Raw genomic sequence first — 13,801 nt, 5'->3', positions numbered from 1 at the left:
AAAAAAGTAACAGCATTAAATTTGCTGATTATGCGGACTAGATCCAGCTTAATTTATTGTTATTTATGTTTAGTTAATTCATTATTTGAATGACATCATCTTATGGTAATCGATTAAATGAAAAACCTGCCAAGCCTTAAAAATCTATTTTATTTAGTGAATTTGCATCAAGAGCAAAACTTTAACCGAGCGGCAAAGTCTTGCTTTGTTAGTCAGTCGACTCTTTCAAGTGGGATTCAAAACCTTGAAGAGCAATTGGGATATCAGCTTATCGAGCGTGATCATAAATCATTTATGTTCACAGCCATTGGTGAAGAGGTGGTTGATAGAGCGAGAAAATTATTGACGGATGTTGATGATCTTGTCGAATTAGTCAAAAACCAAGGTGAACCAATGACAGGTGAAATCCGCTTAGGTTGTATTCCGACCATAGCGCCTTTTTTATTGAGTCGAGTGGTAAAACAGTGCCAAGCTGATTATCCCCAATTGAGTTTATTGCTAAGGGAAGACACCACAGAAAGTTTGTTAGCATCACTGGGAAAAGGTGAGCTGGATTTACTTATTTTAGCTTTGCCTGTGGATACTACAGGTTTTCATAGTATGAAAGTGGGCATTGACCCGTTCAAAATGGTGGTTCATCAGGAACTATCTAATGGGATCCATGTGCCTATTGATTATCAACAAATGCCCGATGAAAGTATTTTCTTACTGCAAAGTGAGCATTGTATTACTGGCCATGCGATTACGGCTTGCCAATTAGGCAATAGTGCTAAGATTAACCCCTTTGCCGCCACGAGTTTACATACTCTGGTGCAAATGGTGGATAGTAAGTTAGGAACGACCTTTTTACCGCAAATGGCCATTGATGCTGGTATTTTGAATGACACTGAACTTCAGATTATGACACCGCCTGGTGAAGCGCCATATCGTGATATTGGATTGGTTTGGCGACAAACCACTAGTCGTATTTCAACCTTTAGAACCTTAGGCTTGATGCTAGAAGGCTTATTGCAAAAGCAGTAATCAAGCTGGCAACGGTTTATCTTGTTTGGTGTTGTTTCATTAAGGGGTTATTTTCGGAGCTACACCAAATACTTCAATTTCGTGTTTTTTACCTTTTAGCATCATTGCACCTAAATCAGTTAAATCGTATTGGCTGGTTTGACGTTCTAAACGGTGGGCGACTTCACCGGAGATCAACATTCTCTGACCTAAAGGGTTACACTGATCTTGAAGCCTTGCGAGGGTATTGAGTACATCGCTAAAGTAGCTAATTTCTTGCTTATGAACGCCAACTACGGCAGCGACAACCTGACCACAATGGGCAGCAGCTTTAAATTTGGGTACAAAACCATAATGTTCTTCAAAGTAAGCGCGATGCCAGTTTAACTGTTGGCTGAATTCATAATAGATATTCATACAGCGATCTTCTTTAACACCTTCATCTAACGGCCAATGAATTAATACGGCATCACCCATATAACGGTAAATTTCAGCTTCATTATTGGTTACTGTATCTGCCAGCATGCTAAAACTATCTTGGATTAGACGACTGAAACGGTAATCACCTAATGTTTCTGCATGAGCGGTAGATGACACCATATCCACAAATAAAAATAGTCGGTGTTCATAACGTGGCTGGTGGTATTTACCTAAACCTATGTTAAGTAACACTCTTGGGCCTACAAGTAGCGCCATTTGTTCAATAAAGGCTAAGCCGACGCGTACCACGGCGAGATAAATCACTAAGGCCTGAAATGCTGGGCTGTATAAAATATGCGCAGTAAGCATTTGCCTTAGTGATACTAAATGGTTTTCTATGGCCCACATGTTTAAAAATTGGGTGACATAAGCCAGCGTCATGGCACCGAGTAGTAAAAATAGGCCTTTAAATATGACTGAAAAAATATAGGGCAGGCGGCTGATGGCGCTAAAATCGGCAATAAGGTTAGACATCCAATGCAGGCAGCCGAATACGAAGCCCATAAAAATAGCTAGCGTTGCTAAGTCTATTTTTCCGATGGCCCATTGAGGTAAATCAGGAGTTTGTGAATATCGGAAAAAGACAAATGCGCTCATGGCAATACACCATGCTAAAATCGCAAATAATAGCTTTCTTGTCTGACGACGTACTTTCACAGGATTATATCGAGTCCGTTGATATTTTAAGACAGGCTAGTTTATAGAAAATTCCCATACTTGTCATAGTGGTATTTACAATAGTTTTAATAAAAAGCCTTTATATTTACAGTTTGTAACGCTAACTAAATGCATTTGTTAGTATTTGGTGGGTAAAGTTGATCTTTAAATAGAAACCTCGGGGATTAGAGAGCTTAATCAGACCGTCTTCGGCAATTGACTCAGTTAATGCTTGGCTATTGGCTGCCTTTGGTCTTAGTTGTAATACTTCACCATGACGAGCGGTGATTTGCTCTACTTTTCCTATGGCGATTAATTCCATTATCTCTTCCCAGTCTTGCTTTAACTGGACATATTGTTGTTGATTGGGTTGCCATAATACTGGTGAGCCTATTTTTCGCTCAGCGACAGGGATACTTCTTTCACCCTGAATGGGGATCCACAGCACGTGTTGTAATTTATGATAAACCACACTGTCTTCCCAAGTGAGCCCTTGAATATTGGTCAGTGGGGCAACGGTGACATAGGTTGTTTCTATTGGTTTACCCTGTTTATCAATTGGAATGGTTTTTAACTCAATCCCCAAATGAAGAAAGTCTTGCTGTGGTTTTGAGCCTGCCGTTGCCCCTAGCTCCATTTCAATCAGTTGTCCTACCCAGCCTTTGTCTCTTCTTAAGTTTTCTGGCACGTTTACGCCATGCTCTTTTGCTATGTCACCTAAACTGACACCAGCCATGTCATAGGCTCTTTGCATCAATTCATCGATTGAGTTTGGTGGGGTATTCATCATGGAGCAATGTCTTACTTTTAAAAGTTCGCGTGTATTAAAGTGTACTGTTTTATCGATTATTTTAAAATGACAACTACTGGTTGTTTTTTGAGCGCCTTGGCAGGTTAAAGTTATCCAAGGTTTTGCAGTAATATATCGCTCTGTTTATTAACGACTTTTATGAATGTTGGTGAGTTTGTTTGACCATTTTATAAAGTTACACTCCTTTTGCTCCACTATTTCACACACACTTATCCACAGAATGAATGAATAACTTTAATTTGTTTATGCTTAGCGGATATTTTTTTGACAGTCAATGGTGAAAAATAGCTTTATTTTGATATTTATAAAATAAATATGTTGTTTTTTGTGTATAACTTATTTCGCCTGTATGGCCACAATTAATAATTACCTTTGCTGTTTAAAAAGTGACCTCTTGTGTGGTTTAATTATAAGTTAACAATGCTGCAAAAGGTCAAGTTGTTGTATTGGTTTGTTTTTTTACTGTTGATTTGGTTTTGTTAACGACAGTGGTTGTCACTGTAATTTGGCCTGTTTAGAGTTATTTTAGAGTTTCAAACAGAGATATCCACAGATTTTGTGGATAATAATGATAACTAAGGTCATCATCTGTTGATAAAAGTTGCTAAGGGCTTATTTTATCCAAGTGTTCTATTGAAATAGTCGTTTGCCCGTAGGCGAGCTTTATGAAACAATCTAGTCATTAATTTGTAGTGAAATTGGAGTCCATGTGATTGATAGCGACGGCTTTCGCGCAAATGTGGGCATTATTATCTGTAACAAATATGGTCAAGTAATGTGGGCCAGACGGTTTGGACAACATTCATGGCAATTTCCTCAAGGCGGTGTAGATGATGGTGAAACCCCAGAACAAGCCATGTACCGAGAATTGTATGAAGAAGTCGGTCTTAAACCTGAAAATGTGCAAATTTTAACGTCAACACGTTCATGGCTGAGATATCGTTTGCCTAAGAGGTTAATTAGGCAAGAAAGTAAACCAGTTTGTATTGGTCAAAAACAAAAGTGGTATCTATTACAACTGAAAGGCAGTGACGACACGATTAATTTGAATTCCTGTGGTCATCCAGAGTTTGATGATTGGCGTTGGGTGAATTATTGGTATCCAGTCAGACAAGTCGTTTCTTTTAAGCGTGATGTTTACCGTAAAGTTATGAAGGAGTTTTCCTCTATTACATTGGCATTTCAAGGCCGCGAGCCTAGCCGAAAAAGAGGCCGTTATAGAAATTAGCTGATCAAAAAAGGATGTGAAGCAGTGCTAAATACGCTTAGGGATATTACACAGTCTGTCGCCAGTGCTAATAGCTTAGAGACGGCATTGTCATTATTGGTTTCCCAAACCAAGTTGGCAATGCAAACGCACTGCTGTTCTATTTATATTCTTGAACAGCAACAATTGGTGCTTTCTGCTACAGAGGGCCTTGCACCTAATTCCATCAATCGTGTCAAAATGCCTTTATCTGAAGGCTTAGTGGGCTTAGCGGCAGAAAAAGAAGAAGCTGTTAACCTTGCCGATGCAAAATCACACCCCAGATTTAAACTATTTCCTGAAGTTGAAGAAGAAGAGTACCGCGCATTTCTGGCAGTACCTATAATCTTTCAAAAACAGGTTGTCGGCGTCATTGTGGTGCAGCAACCGCAGCCGAGACAGTTTAGTGAAAATGAAGAAGCCTTTTTGATGACTTTGGCGGCCCAACTAGCGGTTGTGGTACGTAATTTGAAAAACAAAGCTGCGATCAGTAATGTTCAACAACAAGTCGTCTTCAAAGGTACTTCAGCGTCAAAAGGTATCGCCATTGCTGATGGCTTTGTGCTTGGTGGTGCTATCTCTCTCGATCAGCCCGAAGAACAAGCCACAGACTTAGCAACAGAAATTCAGCGTCTAAAAGCTGCTATGCAACGCTGTAGTGATATTATCAGCACTTTATCCCAACGTTTTGATCGTGAAAATGTAGATGATGTGGCCTCTATTTTTTCTGCTTTACAATTACTGTTAGGTGAAGCCAGTCTTGGTGGCGAGTATCTACGGGAAGTGAATTTAGGTTGGCAAGCCGAATCTGCCGTTAGCCGGGTGTCTAAACGCTATATTGAGCAGTTTCTCGCGATGGAAGACCCGTATTTAAAAGAGCGGGCCAGTGATATTCGTGAATTAGGCCAAAAAGTTTTACGCCAATTAATCGAACCAGACAAAATAGAACTCGCACCTGATAAACCGGTCATACTGGTGGCGAAAGAGGTTGATGCCACATTATTAGCAGAGTTTCCTCGAGGAAAACTTGCAGGAATAGTCACAGAACTTGGCGGGGTAAATGCCCACGCAGCAATATTGGCAAGAGCCTTGGGTGTGCCAGCAATTGTTGGTGTTGATCAGGTTTTATCTGCAGATGTTGACAATAAAAAGTTAGTGCTAAATGCCAATAGCGGCCAATTATTAATTTCGCCATCTGATGCCATTATTCATGAATATCTTTGCTTAATTTCTGAGAGTAAAGCCCAGCAACGACAATTTTCTGCTGAAATATCCTTACCCGCTGAAACCTTAGACGGTCAAAGAATACAGCTTTATTTGAATGCCGGTTTATTAAGTGGTTTAAGCACCGATATGGCAGAAGGCGCTGATGGTATTGGACTGTACCGCACTGAAATTCCCTTTATGCTGCATCAACGCTTTCCCAGTGAACTTGAGCAAGTTCAAGTTTATAAACAAGTGCTATCGGCAGCGCGAGACAGACCTGTGGTGATGCGCACCCTTGATGTGGGCGGTGATAAACCATTGCCTTATTTTCCTATCACAGAAGATAATCCTTTTTTAGGCTGGCGTGGCATCCGCTTATCTTTAGATCATCCAGAACTGTTTTTAATGCAATTACGCGCGATGTTGACAGCCAATGCTGACTCTTCACAATTGCAGATATTGTTGCCTATGGTCAGTAATTTAGACGAAATCGATCGAACATTACTTTACCTAGAACAGGCATATTCAGAGCTGACTGAAGAGCTCGCAAGAGAAATACCCAAACCTAAAATAGGGGTAATGCTTGAAGTCCCATCTTTGCTTTTCCAATTAGAAGATGTGGCTAAAAGAGTTGATTTTGTTTCTGTAGGTAGTAATGACTTAACCCAGTATTTGCTTGCGGTGGATAGAAATAACCCCAGTGTCAGTTCATTATTTGATAGTTTTCACCCTGGCGTATTAAGGGCGCTAAAATGGACTATTACTGACTGTAACCGTTTTCAGCTTGATGCCAGTATTTGCGGTGAACTTGCTGGCGAGCCCATGGGCGCCTTATTGTTAGTGGCTATGGGCTACGAAAAACTCAGTATGAACCAAGGCAGTATTGCGCGGATAAACTATCTACTTAGACGGATTAACAAAGCTGAACTTGAGCGATTACTAGACCAGGTATTAAGCTTGTCTAATGGTGAGCAAGTCAGGCAATTATTGAATCAATATTTGCAACAGCGTAATTTGCTGTCGATTTTAGACTAATGACAGGCCAACGTGACGCTTATTGCAGTAATTTCAAATCAGCAATTTAAAATCAGCAAGTTGAAATAAAAATACTGAAGCAAAGTTAGTTAATTAAACAAGTTGATAAAAGCAACTTGGCTAAGTCAATTTACACATTTTTCATTGTTAGGGCTGTACGTTGGACAATATATTGTTAGTTTTTTCACTTTGCTTGTTATTAGGCGCAGTGGTTGGATTTTTTGCTGGTTTGTTAGGCATAGGTGGCGGGCTTATTATTGTACCGGCACTGATTTATTTACTGCCCTGGATAGGCATTGAGTCCAGCCAGCTCACCCATGTAGCCATTGCCACCTCGTTAGCCTCAATTATTATGACCTCGTTTAGCTCTGCTATTGCCCATCATAGACACGGTAATATCCCTTGGGAGCTTTTTAAGCCCATGTTGCCGGGTATTGTGGTTGGTGCGTTAGCATCGGCTTTTATCTCAGAACAAATAGCAGCCAATGTATTACAGCAGGCTTTCTCGATATTTGTCACAGTGATGGCAATACAAATGGCATTTCCATTAAAACCCAAAGCCGTAGCGAAAGTGCCAAGTTTTAAGCTGATGTTTATCGTTTCAATGCTAATAGCTGTTGTTGCCGGCTTAATGGGCATTGGCGGCGGGGTACTGCTGGTGCCTTTCTTGTGCTATTGCGGTTTACAAATGCGTCAAGCGGTTGGCTTTGCGTCGGTAACAGGTTTTTTAATCGCGATAGCGGGTACTGCGGGCTATGTTATTGCCGGATTAAATGCCACTGACTTACCCACTTGGACAGTCGGTTATATTTATATTCCCGCATTAGTGGGGATCATCATTACCTCTATGCTTATTGCACCTTTAGGGGTAAAGGCCGCCAGTATTTGGCCAACGCCGATACTGAAAAAGATATTCGCAGTTTTGCTGATGGTAATAGGTTTAAAGCTCGCGCTTTCTGCTTAAAAAAATTACACTAGCCACGAGTTTTGATAATTAATATTCTGCAAATAATAAACGTTTTAATAATAGGACAATAAAATGCGTCAGTATTTAGATCTCTGCAACCACATCGTTGAAAACGGCCACTGGATTGAAAATAAACGTACAGGTAAGCGCTGTTTAACGGTGATCAATGCAGATTTACAATACGATGTTGCTAATAATCAATTTCCCATTATTACGACTCGTAAAAGCTTCTGGAAGGCTGCAATTGCTGAGCTTATTGGCTACATTCGTGGTTACGATAATGCCGCAGATTTTCGCGCCATCGGCACTAAAACCTGGGATATGAACGCCAATGACAACCAAAGTTGGTTAAACAATCCACACCGCAAAGGTGAGGATGATATGGGCCGAGTATACGGAGTGCAAGGAAGACGCTGGCAAAAACCTTGTGGTGGAAGCGTTGATCAGCTTGCTAAAATTGTCGATAACTTATCTAAAGGGGTTGACGATCGTGGTGAGATTATCACTTTCTATAATCCTGGTGAGTTTGACATGGGCTGCTTAAGACCTTGTATGCATACTCATACTTTTTCGCTTCTCGGTGATACCCTTTACCTAACAAGCTATCAGCGTTCATGTGATGTGCCTTTGGGGCTTAACTTTAATCAAATTCAGGTGTACACCTTTTTAGCACTAATGGCGCAGATCACTGGAAATAAGCCAGGTCTGGCTTATCACAAGATCATTAATGCGCACATTTATGAAGATCAACTTGAATTGATGAAAACTGAGCAACTTGTCCGTGATCCATTCCCATCGCCACAGTTGAATATTAATCCTGATATAAAAAGTTTACGTGACTTGGAAACTTGGGTCACCATGGATGACTTTGAAGTGATTGGTTACCAACATCACGAAGCAATTAAGTATCCCTTCTCCGTATAAATCACATTTCAGCCATCATTTCACCCAATGGCTTTGGTTTACATCTAAACCAAAGCCATTGTCTTCTACTGCGTAAAGTATCGACGATTTTTAAACCCGATAATGAAAATAACAGCTAACCTTTAATGATTTTATGGGGACAGTGTATGCAAAACAGCCTCATTGCTAAGTTGCTTTTTAAGACTAAAAAGACAATGTTAGTTAATAATGCTTGTGATAATAATTTTGCAGAGTATTGTAAATAAAAGATTAATTAATTTAGCTGATTGTATTTTTATTCAGCAGTTGATATTTTTTTCAAGAAGCTTGTTGGTAATTGATTAGCTTAAAAAAGCGATATGTTGGCAATTTGGGCTCACGTTAATACACTTAAATGTGATCTTGTTCGTGTTATTTTGTTTAATACCTCGGAAATCCCGACATATAAGACCCAAACTAACGATTATGATTGTTTGAATAATTCCGCTAGACTCGAATTAATTGTTTTTTGTGGAGAAAATTATGGAACGTGCAATTAAGAATTTCTTAAGTCAAGAATCTGCAGGGGGTATCATTTTGATGATCTCTGTAGTGCTGGCGATGTTAATGGCAAATTCGCCATTAGCGGGTTTATACAGTGGTTTTCTTGATACAGAAGTCCAAGTACGTATCGGTTCACTGGATATAGATAAGCCATTACTGTTGTGGATTAATGATGGTCTTATGGCGTTATTCTTCCTACTAATTGGTTTAGAAGTTAAACGTGAACTGCTAGAAGGTGCGCTTTCAAGCGTTTCAAAAGCATCATTACCTACCTTTGCTGCTATTGGTGGTATGTTGTTCCCAGCGTTATTTTATTTAGCGTTCAACTACTCAGATCCTGTGACTCAAGTGGGCTGGGCAATTCCAGCTGCGACTGATATTGCCTTTGCACTCGGTATCATGGCGCTACTTGGTAGCCGTGTTCCGGTGGCATTGAAAGTCTTTTTACTTGCATTAGCCATTATCGATGACTTGGGCGTAATCGTCATTATCGCACTATTTTACAGTGCTGATTTATCGATGGTAAGCTTGATTGTTGCAGCTATTTCAATTGTATTAATGGTTGCTCTGAACCGCAAAGGTGTCAGCTCACTGATCCCTTACGGTTTACTTGGTCTGATCTTATGGGTTGCAGTGCTTAAATCTGGCGTACATGCCACATTAGCAGGTGTGATTATTGCGTTCTGTATTCCATTGCGCGCTAAAGACGGCTCATCACCATCTGAGCATTTAGAGCATAGCCTACACCCTTGGAGCACCTTCTTCATTCTACCCGTATTCGCCTTTGCCAATGCAGGCTTATCACTTGCAGGTATGAGCGTAACCTCGTTAGTTGAGCCAGTAACTATCGGTATTATCTTAGGCCTACTATTAGGTAAGCCTGTAGGTGTATTACTGTTTAGTTATGTTGCGGTAAAACTAAAATTAGCTGAATTACCACCAGGAATTGGCTGGAGTCAAATTATCCCTGTGGCAGTGATGACTGGTATTGGTTTCACTATGTCAGTATTTATTTCGTCGCTTGCCTTTGATGGTGCACCTGATCAATATGGTGATTTTGCAAGATTAGGTATTTTAACCGGTTCAATGCTAGCTGCATTAGTGGGTTATTTCTGGTTAAACAAGGTGCTTCCTAAAACTGAAGCAAAATAAGCTGGAGTGATTAAATGAAACTTAAACTGCTAATGTTAGCCTTTGCTATTGGGGCCGTTGTTCCTGCCCAAGCAACGTCATTCAATGTTTGTCAAAAGGATGTTGAATCAAGCGAGTGTAAAAGTTACTTAGATGGTGTGGTTGATGGTGCATTGATGTACCACGACGACGCTTCTGCTAGCCGATTAGACGCTGATAGTGGCTATGAGTCTCGAGCGCTTAAATACCGCGCAGGTAAACGCTATCAAGAGGCTAACCGCAGTTTTTGTGCAGAAAGAGTCCCTGACAAGGCAGATATTGTTTTGGCCATTCAAGAACAAACGGCCAATAAAAACATCAATGACCTAAATGAGTTGTCGATATTAATTGATAGCTTGTTGAACTGTCAGAGACTAAAATAAGTCATCTTTCATTAGCTGGCTTATATGAATGCAACATTTAAATTATAACCATCTATATTATTTTTGGATGGTTAGAAAGAAAGGGACGGTAGCCAAGGCTGCCGTCGCTTTATGTTTAGCCCCGCAAACTATCACAGGTCAAATTCGCGCTTTAGAAGAACGCCTCAATGGCAGTCTATTTAAACGTGTCGGCCGCAACCTTGAATCCACCGAACTTGGTGAAATCGTATTTCGTTATGCTGATAAGATGTTTAGTCTAAGCTACGAAATGATCGATTTACTCTCTTATCAAAAAGATGACTCAGTGTTATTTGAAGTGGGTATTGCTGATGCCCTGTCTAAAGCCTTAGCCAGTCGCGTTTTACTGACAGTGATCCCAAGTGACGGTTCAATGCATTTGAGCTGTTATGAATCAACCCATGAAAGCCTGATAGCAAGGTTACGTGAACATAAATTAGATATGATTTTATCTGATTGTGCTGGCGTATCACTTAAATACCCTGAAATCTTATCCAAAAAGTTAGGCGAGTGCGGTATTAGCTTTTTCTCTTCATCAAAGCCCTCTGCTGACTTTCCAGCATGTCTTGAGCAAGAGAAATTACTGATCCCAGGCAAGCGTACTTCCCTTGGGCAACAGTTACATCGCTGGTTTGCTGAAAAAAATCTTAATGTGAGTATTTTAGGTGAGTTTGATGATGCAGCTATGATGAAAGCATTTGGTTTGTTTAAGCGCGGTATATTTGTTGCTCCCTCTATTTATCGTCATGATATACTCTCCCAAGGCATGGTATTACTGGGTGAAACCACTGATATTAAAGAAGAGTATCATGTCATGTTTGCTGAGAGGATGATTCAACACCCTGCGGTTCAACGCTTGTTAGAAACAGACTTTAATGATTTGTTTGCTGGTGTTGATCCACAAGTTCAAGATGTTGAGCATCGAAGTTTGCAACATCTATAAAGTATCCGAAGAGATGTTAGGAGAAGTACATTGGAATTAATGAATATAGCAAGAGTGCGCTGGGCTTGTCGAAGAGGGATGCTTGAGTTAGATGTTCTTTTTCAACCTTTTGTAGAGCAACATTACCAAGCTTTAGCTGATAAAGATAAGCAAACCTTCATTGATTTATTAGCCTGTGAAGACCCTGAGTTATTTGCTTGGTTTATGGGGCATGAAGTTTGCCCTGATGCTGCTATGGCTGACATGATAGTTACGGTTCGTGGTCGCCCTCAACCATAAGCTAGTTTATAGCGATATGAGCTTACTGCAAAAGATGAAGGTGCTTAACTGATGCATTTCAGCTTAAGCGCTTCATTTAATCAATTTTTATCACATATTGTATTGCTCTGTGTGTGTTTAAGCAGCTTTATTCTTTGGCCAGATTATCGCCACTGGGCTTATCAACTGGCATTCTATTTTATTCTTATCTCGTATCTGGCTTTTTTTGTCGCTCATCTGTTGGCGTTAAGGCATTGGCGTTGCCAATTTTCTTTACTTGATGCAAGTAAAGGTAAGTTATCCCAAGGGCAAGAATTTCAATTATGGCGCAGTTCAATAGTCACTGTATTTGCTGCAGTGATGTTTATTGAACTTGACGTTTTAGATGAGCGGGGAGTTGCAACTCGGGGAAAAAGGCAGTTATTAATTGTCTGGAGCGACATGCTTGACGACAGCAGTTACCGAAACCTGTGTCGTCAATTAATCGCATATCAAAAGCGTTAATAATCTTAACGCTATCGTTCAGGTTGTAAAATAGTTGGCTTTGGATTATCGACTTGCTCTGGGTAATCGGCATTATAGTGTAGGCCACGACTTTCTTTTCTTTCCATGGCGCAGCGAATGATTAACTCAGCTACTTGAACCAAGTTTCTCAATTCCAGTAAATTGTTACTGACTCTGAAGTTAGTATAATATTCTTGAATTTCTTGTTGTAACAATGCGCAGCGGCGTAGCGCGCGCTCCAAGCGTTTATCGGTTCTAACAATTCCTACATAATCCCACATGAATAAACGCAGTTCATGCCAGTTATGGGCAATGACCACTTCTTCATCTGAGTTACTAACCTGACTTTCATCCCAGAGTGGCACAGGCCCGGGTGTCGGCACTTTTTCAAGCAAGCTTTCAATATCTTGAGCAGCAGCTCTAGCAAAAACCAAGCACTCTAATAAGGAGTTACTGGCCAGTCGGTTGGCACCATGTAAGCCGGTGTAGGCTACTTCACCAATGGCATATAGGCCATTGATATCAGTTTGACCATGCAAATCTGTCATGACGCCGCCGCAGGTGTAATGGGCTGCAGGCACCACAGGGATGGGATCGGTGGTGATATCAATACCAAATTCTAAACAGCGACTGTAAATCGTGGGAAAATGTTTGATGACAAATTCAGCGGGTTTATGGCTGATATCTAAATACAGACAATCAGCACCCAAGCGCTTCATTTCATAATCGATTGCCCTTGCCACAATATCACGGGGAGCAAGTTCCGCGCGTTCATCAAATTCAGGCATAAAACGGCTACCATCAGGTCGTTTTAAATATGCGCCCTCACCACGTAATGCTTCAGTGAGCAGATAATTTCTAGCATCAGCATGATACAAGCAAGTTGGATGAAATTGATTAAACTCCATGTTGGCAATACGGCAACCCGCTCGCCAAGCCATGGCGATTCCGTCACCACTAGCAATATCCGGATTAGAAGTATATTGATATACCTTTGAACAGCCACCTGTCGCGATAGCAACAAATTTGGCTGTTACCGTTTCAACGTGCTCAGCATCGCGGTTCCAAATATAAGCACCCACTACACGATTACCGGGGCGGTTTAATTTGCGAGTGGTGATTAGGTCAATGGCGTTATATCGCTCAAGTACTTTAATATTCGGGTGCGCGATTGCGCGTTCTTGCAAGGTTGATTGTACTGCTTTACCGGTTGCATCGGCAGAGTGCAAAATACGTCGATGGCTGTGACCACCTTCACGGGTCAAATGATAAGGTGCTGCGCTTTGATCGCCGTCAGTTTCTTCTTTATCAAATGCCACACCGCATTGAATTAACCATTGCATCGACTTTTTGGCATTTTCAGCCGTGTAAGTCACCACTTCTTTGTCACAAAGTCCTGCGCCAGCAATGAGCGTGTCGTTAACATGTGATTCAATAGTGTCCGATTCATCGAATACAGATGCGATTCCACCTTGGGCATAATAAGTCGAACCTTCCGCCAAAGGGCCTTTAGAAAGTAAAATAACTTTAGACTTTTCAGCTAGATGCAGGGCAAGTGTTAATCCTGCTGCACCGCTACCTATAACCAAAATATCAGACTGGTGTTCAACTGCTTGTTTCATAAGGTATCATGGAGTACTTAATATGTTCCTCAATGGTAAATCAATTACGCTTT

General features: G+C 40.8%; 13 protein-coding genes. 10 read left to right on the top strand and 3 right to left on the bottom strand.

The window, feature by feature from the left end; all coding sequences use genetic code 11:
• Positions 1–117: 117 nt before the first annotated feature.
• Positions 118–1,023, top strand: coding sequence for a hydrogen peroxide-inducible genes transcriptional activator OxyR (gene oxyR / locus Q4591_RS00425; protein WP_102439249.1), 906 nt, complete (start codon positions 118–120; stop codon positions 1,021–1,023).
• Positions 1,024–1,062: 39 nt separating this feature from the next.
• Here oxyR and Q4591_RS00420 read toward each other — a convergent pair whose 3' ends face one another.
• Together Q4591_RS00420 and mutH are read right to left on the bottom strand one after the other, a co-directional pair.
• Positions 1,063–2,139, bottom strand: a complete 1,077-nt coding sequence (locus Q4591_RS00420; protein ID WP_102439248.1) for an adenylate/guanylate cyclase domain-containing protein — start codon at positions 2,137–2,139, stop codon at positions 1,063–1,065.
• A gap of 121 nt (positions 2,140–2,260) precedes the next feature.
• Positions 2,261–2,926 carry a DNA mismatch repair endonuclease MutH gene (gene mutH, locus Q4591_RS00415; protein ID WP_102439285.1) on the bottom strand — a complete coding sequence of 222 codons (666 nt, stop codon included), beginning with the start codon at positions 2,924–2,926 and terminating at the stop codon, positions 2,261–2,263.
• A gap of 733 nt (positions 2,927–3,659) precedes the next feature.
• On the opposite strand from mutH, the gene rppH reads away from it, so the two are divergent.
• The 9 genes from rppH (at position 3,660) to Q4591_RS00370 (ending at position 12,126) form a co-directional block, all read left to right on the top strand.
• Positions 3,660–4,178, top strand: a complete 519-nt coding sequence (gene rppH / locus Q4591_RS00410) for an RNA pyrophosphohydrolase (protein WP_076542529.1) — start codon at positions 3,660–3,662, stop codon at positions 4,176–4,178.
• A gap of 24 nt (positions 4,179–4,202) precedes the next feature.
• A complete protein-coding gene (gene ptsP, locus Q4591_RS00405) occupies positions 4,203–6,437 on the top strand; it encodes a phosphoenolpyruvate--protein phosphotransferase (protein WP_303458812.1) in 2,235 nt (744 codons plus the stop codon).
• Positions 6,438–6,597: 160 nt separating this feature from the next.
• Positions 6,598–7,401, top strand: coding sequence for a sulfite exporter TauE/SafE family protein (locus Q4591_RS00400; RefSeq protein ID WP_102439246.1), 804 nt, complete (start codon positions 6,598–6,600; stop codon positions 7,399–7,401).
• A 75-nt stretch (positions 7,402–7,476) separates the two neighbouring features.
• Positions 7,477–8,328: a thymidylate synthase gene (locus Q4591_RS00395; RefSeq protein WP_102439245.1), complete on the top strand. Its 852-nt coding sequence runs from the start codon at positions 7,477–7,479 to the stop codon at positions 8,326–8,328.
• 501 nt (positions 8,329–8,829) lie between these two features.
• A complete protein-coding gene (gene nhaA / locus Q4591_RS00390) occupies positions 8,830–10,002 on the top strand; it encodes a Na+/H+ antiporter NhaA (RefSeq protein WP_102439244.1) in 1,173 nt (390 codons plus the stop codon).
• A gap of 14 nt (positions 10,003–10,016) precedes the next feature.
• On the top strand, positions 10,017–10,403 hold the full coding sequence (locus Q4591_RS00385) for a hypothetical protein (RefSeq protein WP_102439243.1): 387 nt from the start codon (positions 10,017–10,019) through the stop codon (positions 10,401–10,403).
• A gap of 28 nt (positions 10,404–10,431) precedes the next feature.
• Positions 10,432–11,364, top strand: a complete 933-nt coding sequence (gene nhaR, locus Q4591_RS00380; protein ID WP_076542538.1) for a transcriptional activator NhaR — start codon at positions 10,432–10,434, stop codon at positions 11,362–11,364.
• A gap of 30 nt (positions 11,365–11,394) precedes the next feature.
• On the top strand, positions 11,395–11,643 hold the full coding sequence (locus tag Q4591_RS00375) for a succinate dehydrogenase assembly factor 2 (protein ID WP_102439242.1): 249 nt from the start codon (positions 11,395–11,397) through the stop codon (positions 11,641–11,643).
• Positions 11,644–11,694: 51 nt separating this feature from the next.
• The gene (locus tag Q4591_RS00370) at positions 11,695–12,126 is read left to right on the top strand and encodes a protein YgfX (RefSeq protein ID WP_102475608.1); all 432 of its coding nucleotides are present in this window, start codon (positions 11,695–11,697) and stop codon (positions 12,124–12,126) included.
• A gap of 11 nt (positions 12,127–12,137) precedes the next feature.
• Here the strand turns inward: Q4591_RS00370 and nadB are convergent, their stop codons facing one another.
• On the bottom strand, positions 12,138–13,748 hold the full coding sequence (gene nadB, locus Q4591_RS00365; protein WP_303458808.1) for an L-aspartate oxidase: 1,611 nt from the start codon (positions 13,746–13,748) through the stop codon (positions 12,138–12,140).
• Positions 13,749–13,801 lie beyond the last annotated feature (53 nt).

Origin of the sequence: Shewanella sp. 3_MG-2023 (assembly GCF_030548765.1) — a bacterium.
Classification (GTDB): domain Bacteria; phylum Pseudomonadota; class Gammaproteobacteria; order Enterobacterales; family Shewanellaceae; genus Shewanella.
Note: the sequence above shows the minus strand (reverse complement) of the source record. Positions and strands in the feature narration are given on the sequence as shown.

Coding starts and splice junctions, on each gene's coding strand:
- Q4591_RS00370 (WP_102475608.1), top strand. CDS start 11,695: ATGCATTTCAGCTTAAGCGCTTCATTTAATCAATTTTTATCACATATT.
- Q4591_RS00395 (WP_102439245.1), top strand. CDS start 7,477: ATGCGTCAGTATTTAGATCTCTGCAACCACATCGTTGAAAACGGCCAC.
- nhaR (WP_076542538.1), top strand. CDS start 10,432: ATGCAACATTTAAATTATAACCATCTATATTATTTTTGGATGGTTAGA.
- oxyR (WP_102439249.1), top strand. CDS start 118: ATGAAAAACCTGCCAAGCCTTAAAAATCTATTTTATTTAGTGAATTTG.
- mutH (WP_102439285.1), bottom strand. CDS start 2,926: ATGAATACCCCACCAAACTCAATCGATGAATTGATGCAAAGAGCCTAT.
- Q4591_RS00385 (WP_102439243.1), top strand. CDS start 10,017: ATGAAACTTAAACTGCTAATGTTAGCCTTTGCTATTGGGGCCGTTGTT.
- nadB (WP_303458808.1), bottom strand. CDS start 13,748: ATGAAACAAGCAGTTGAACACCAGTCTGATATTTTGGTTATAGGTAGC.
- nhaA (WP_102439244.1), top strand. CDS start 8,830: ATGGAACGTGCAATTAAGAATTTCTTAAGTCAAGAATCTGCAGGGGGT.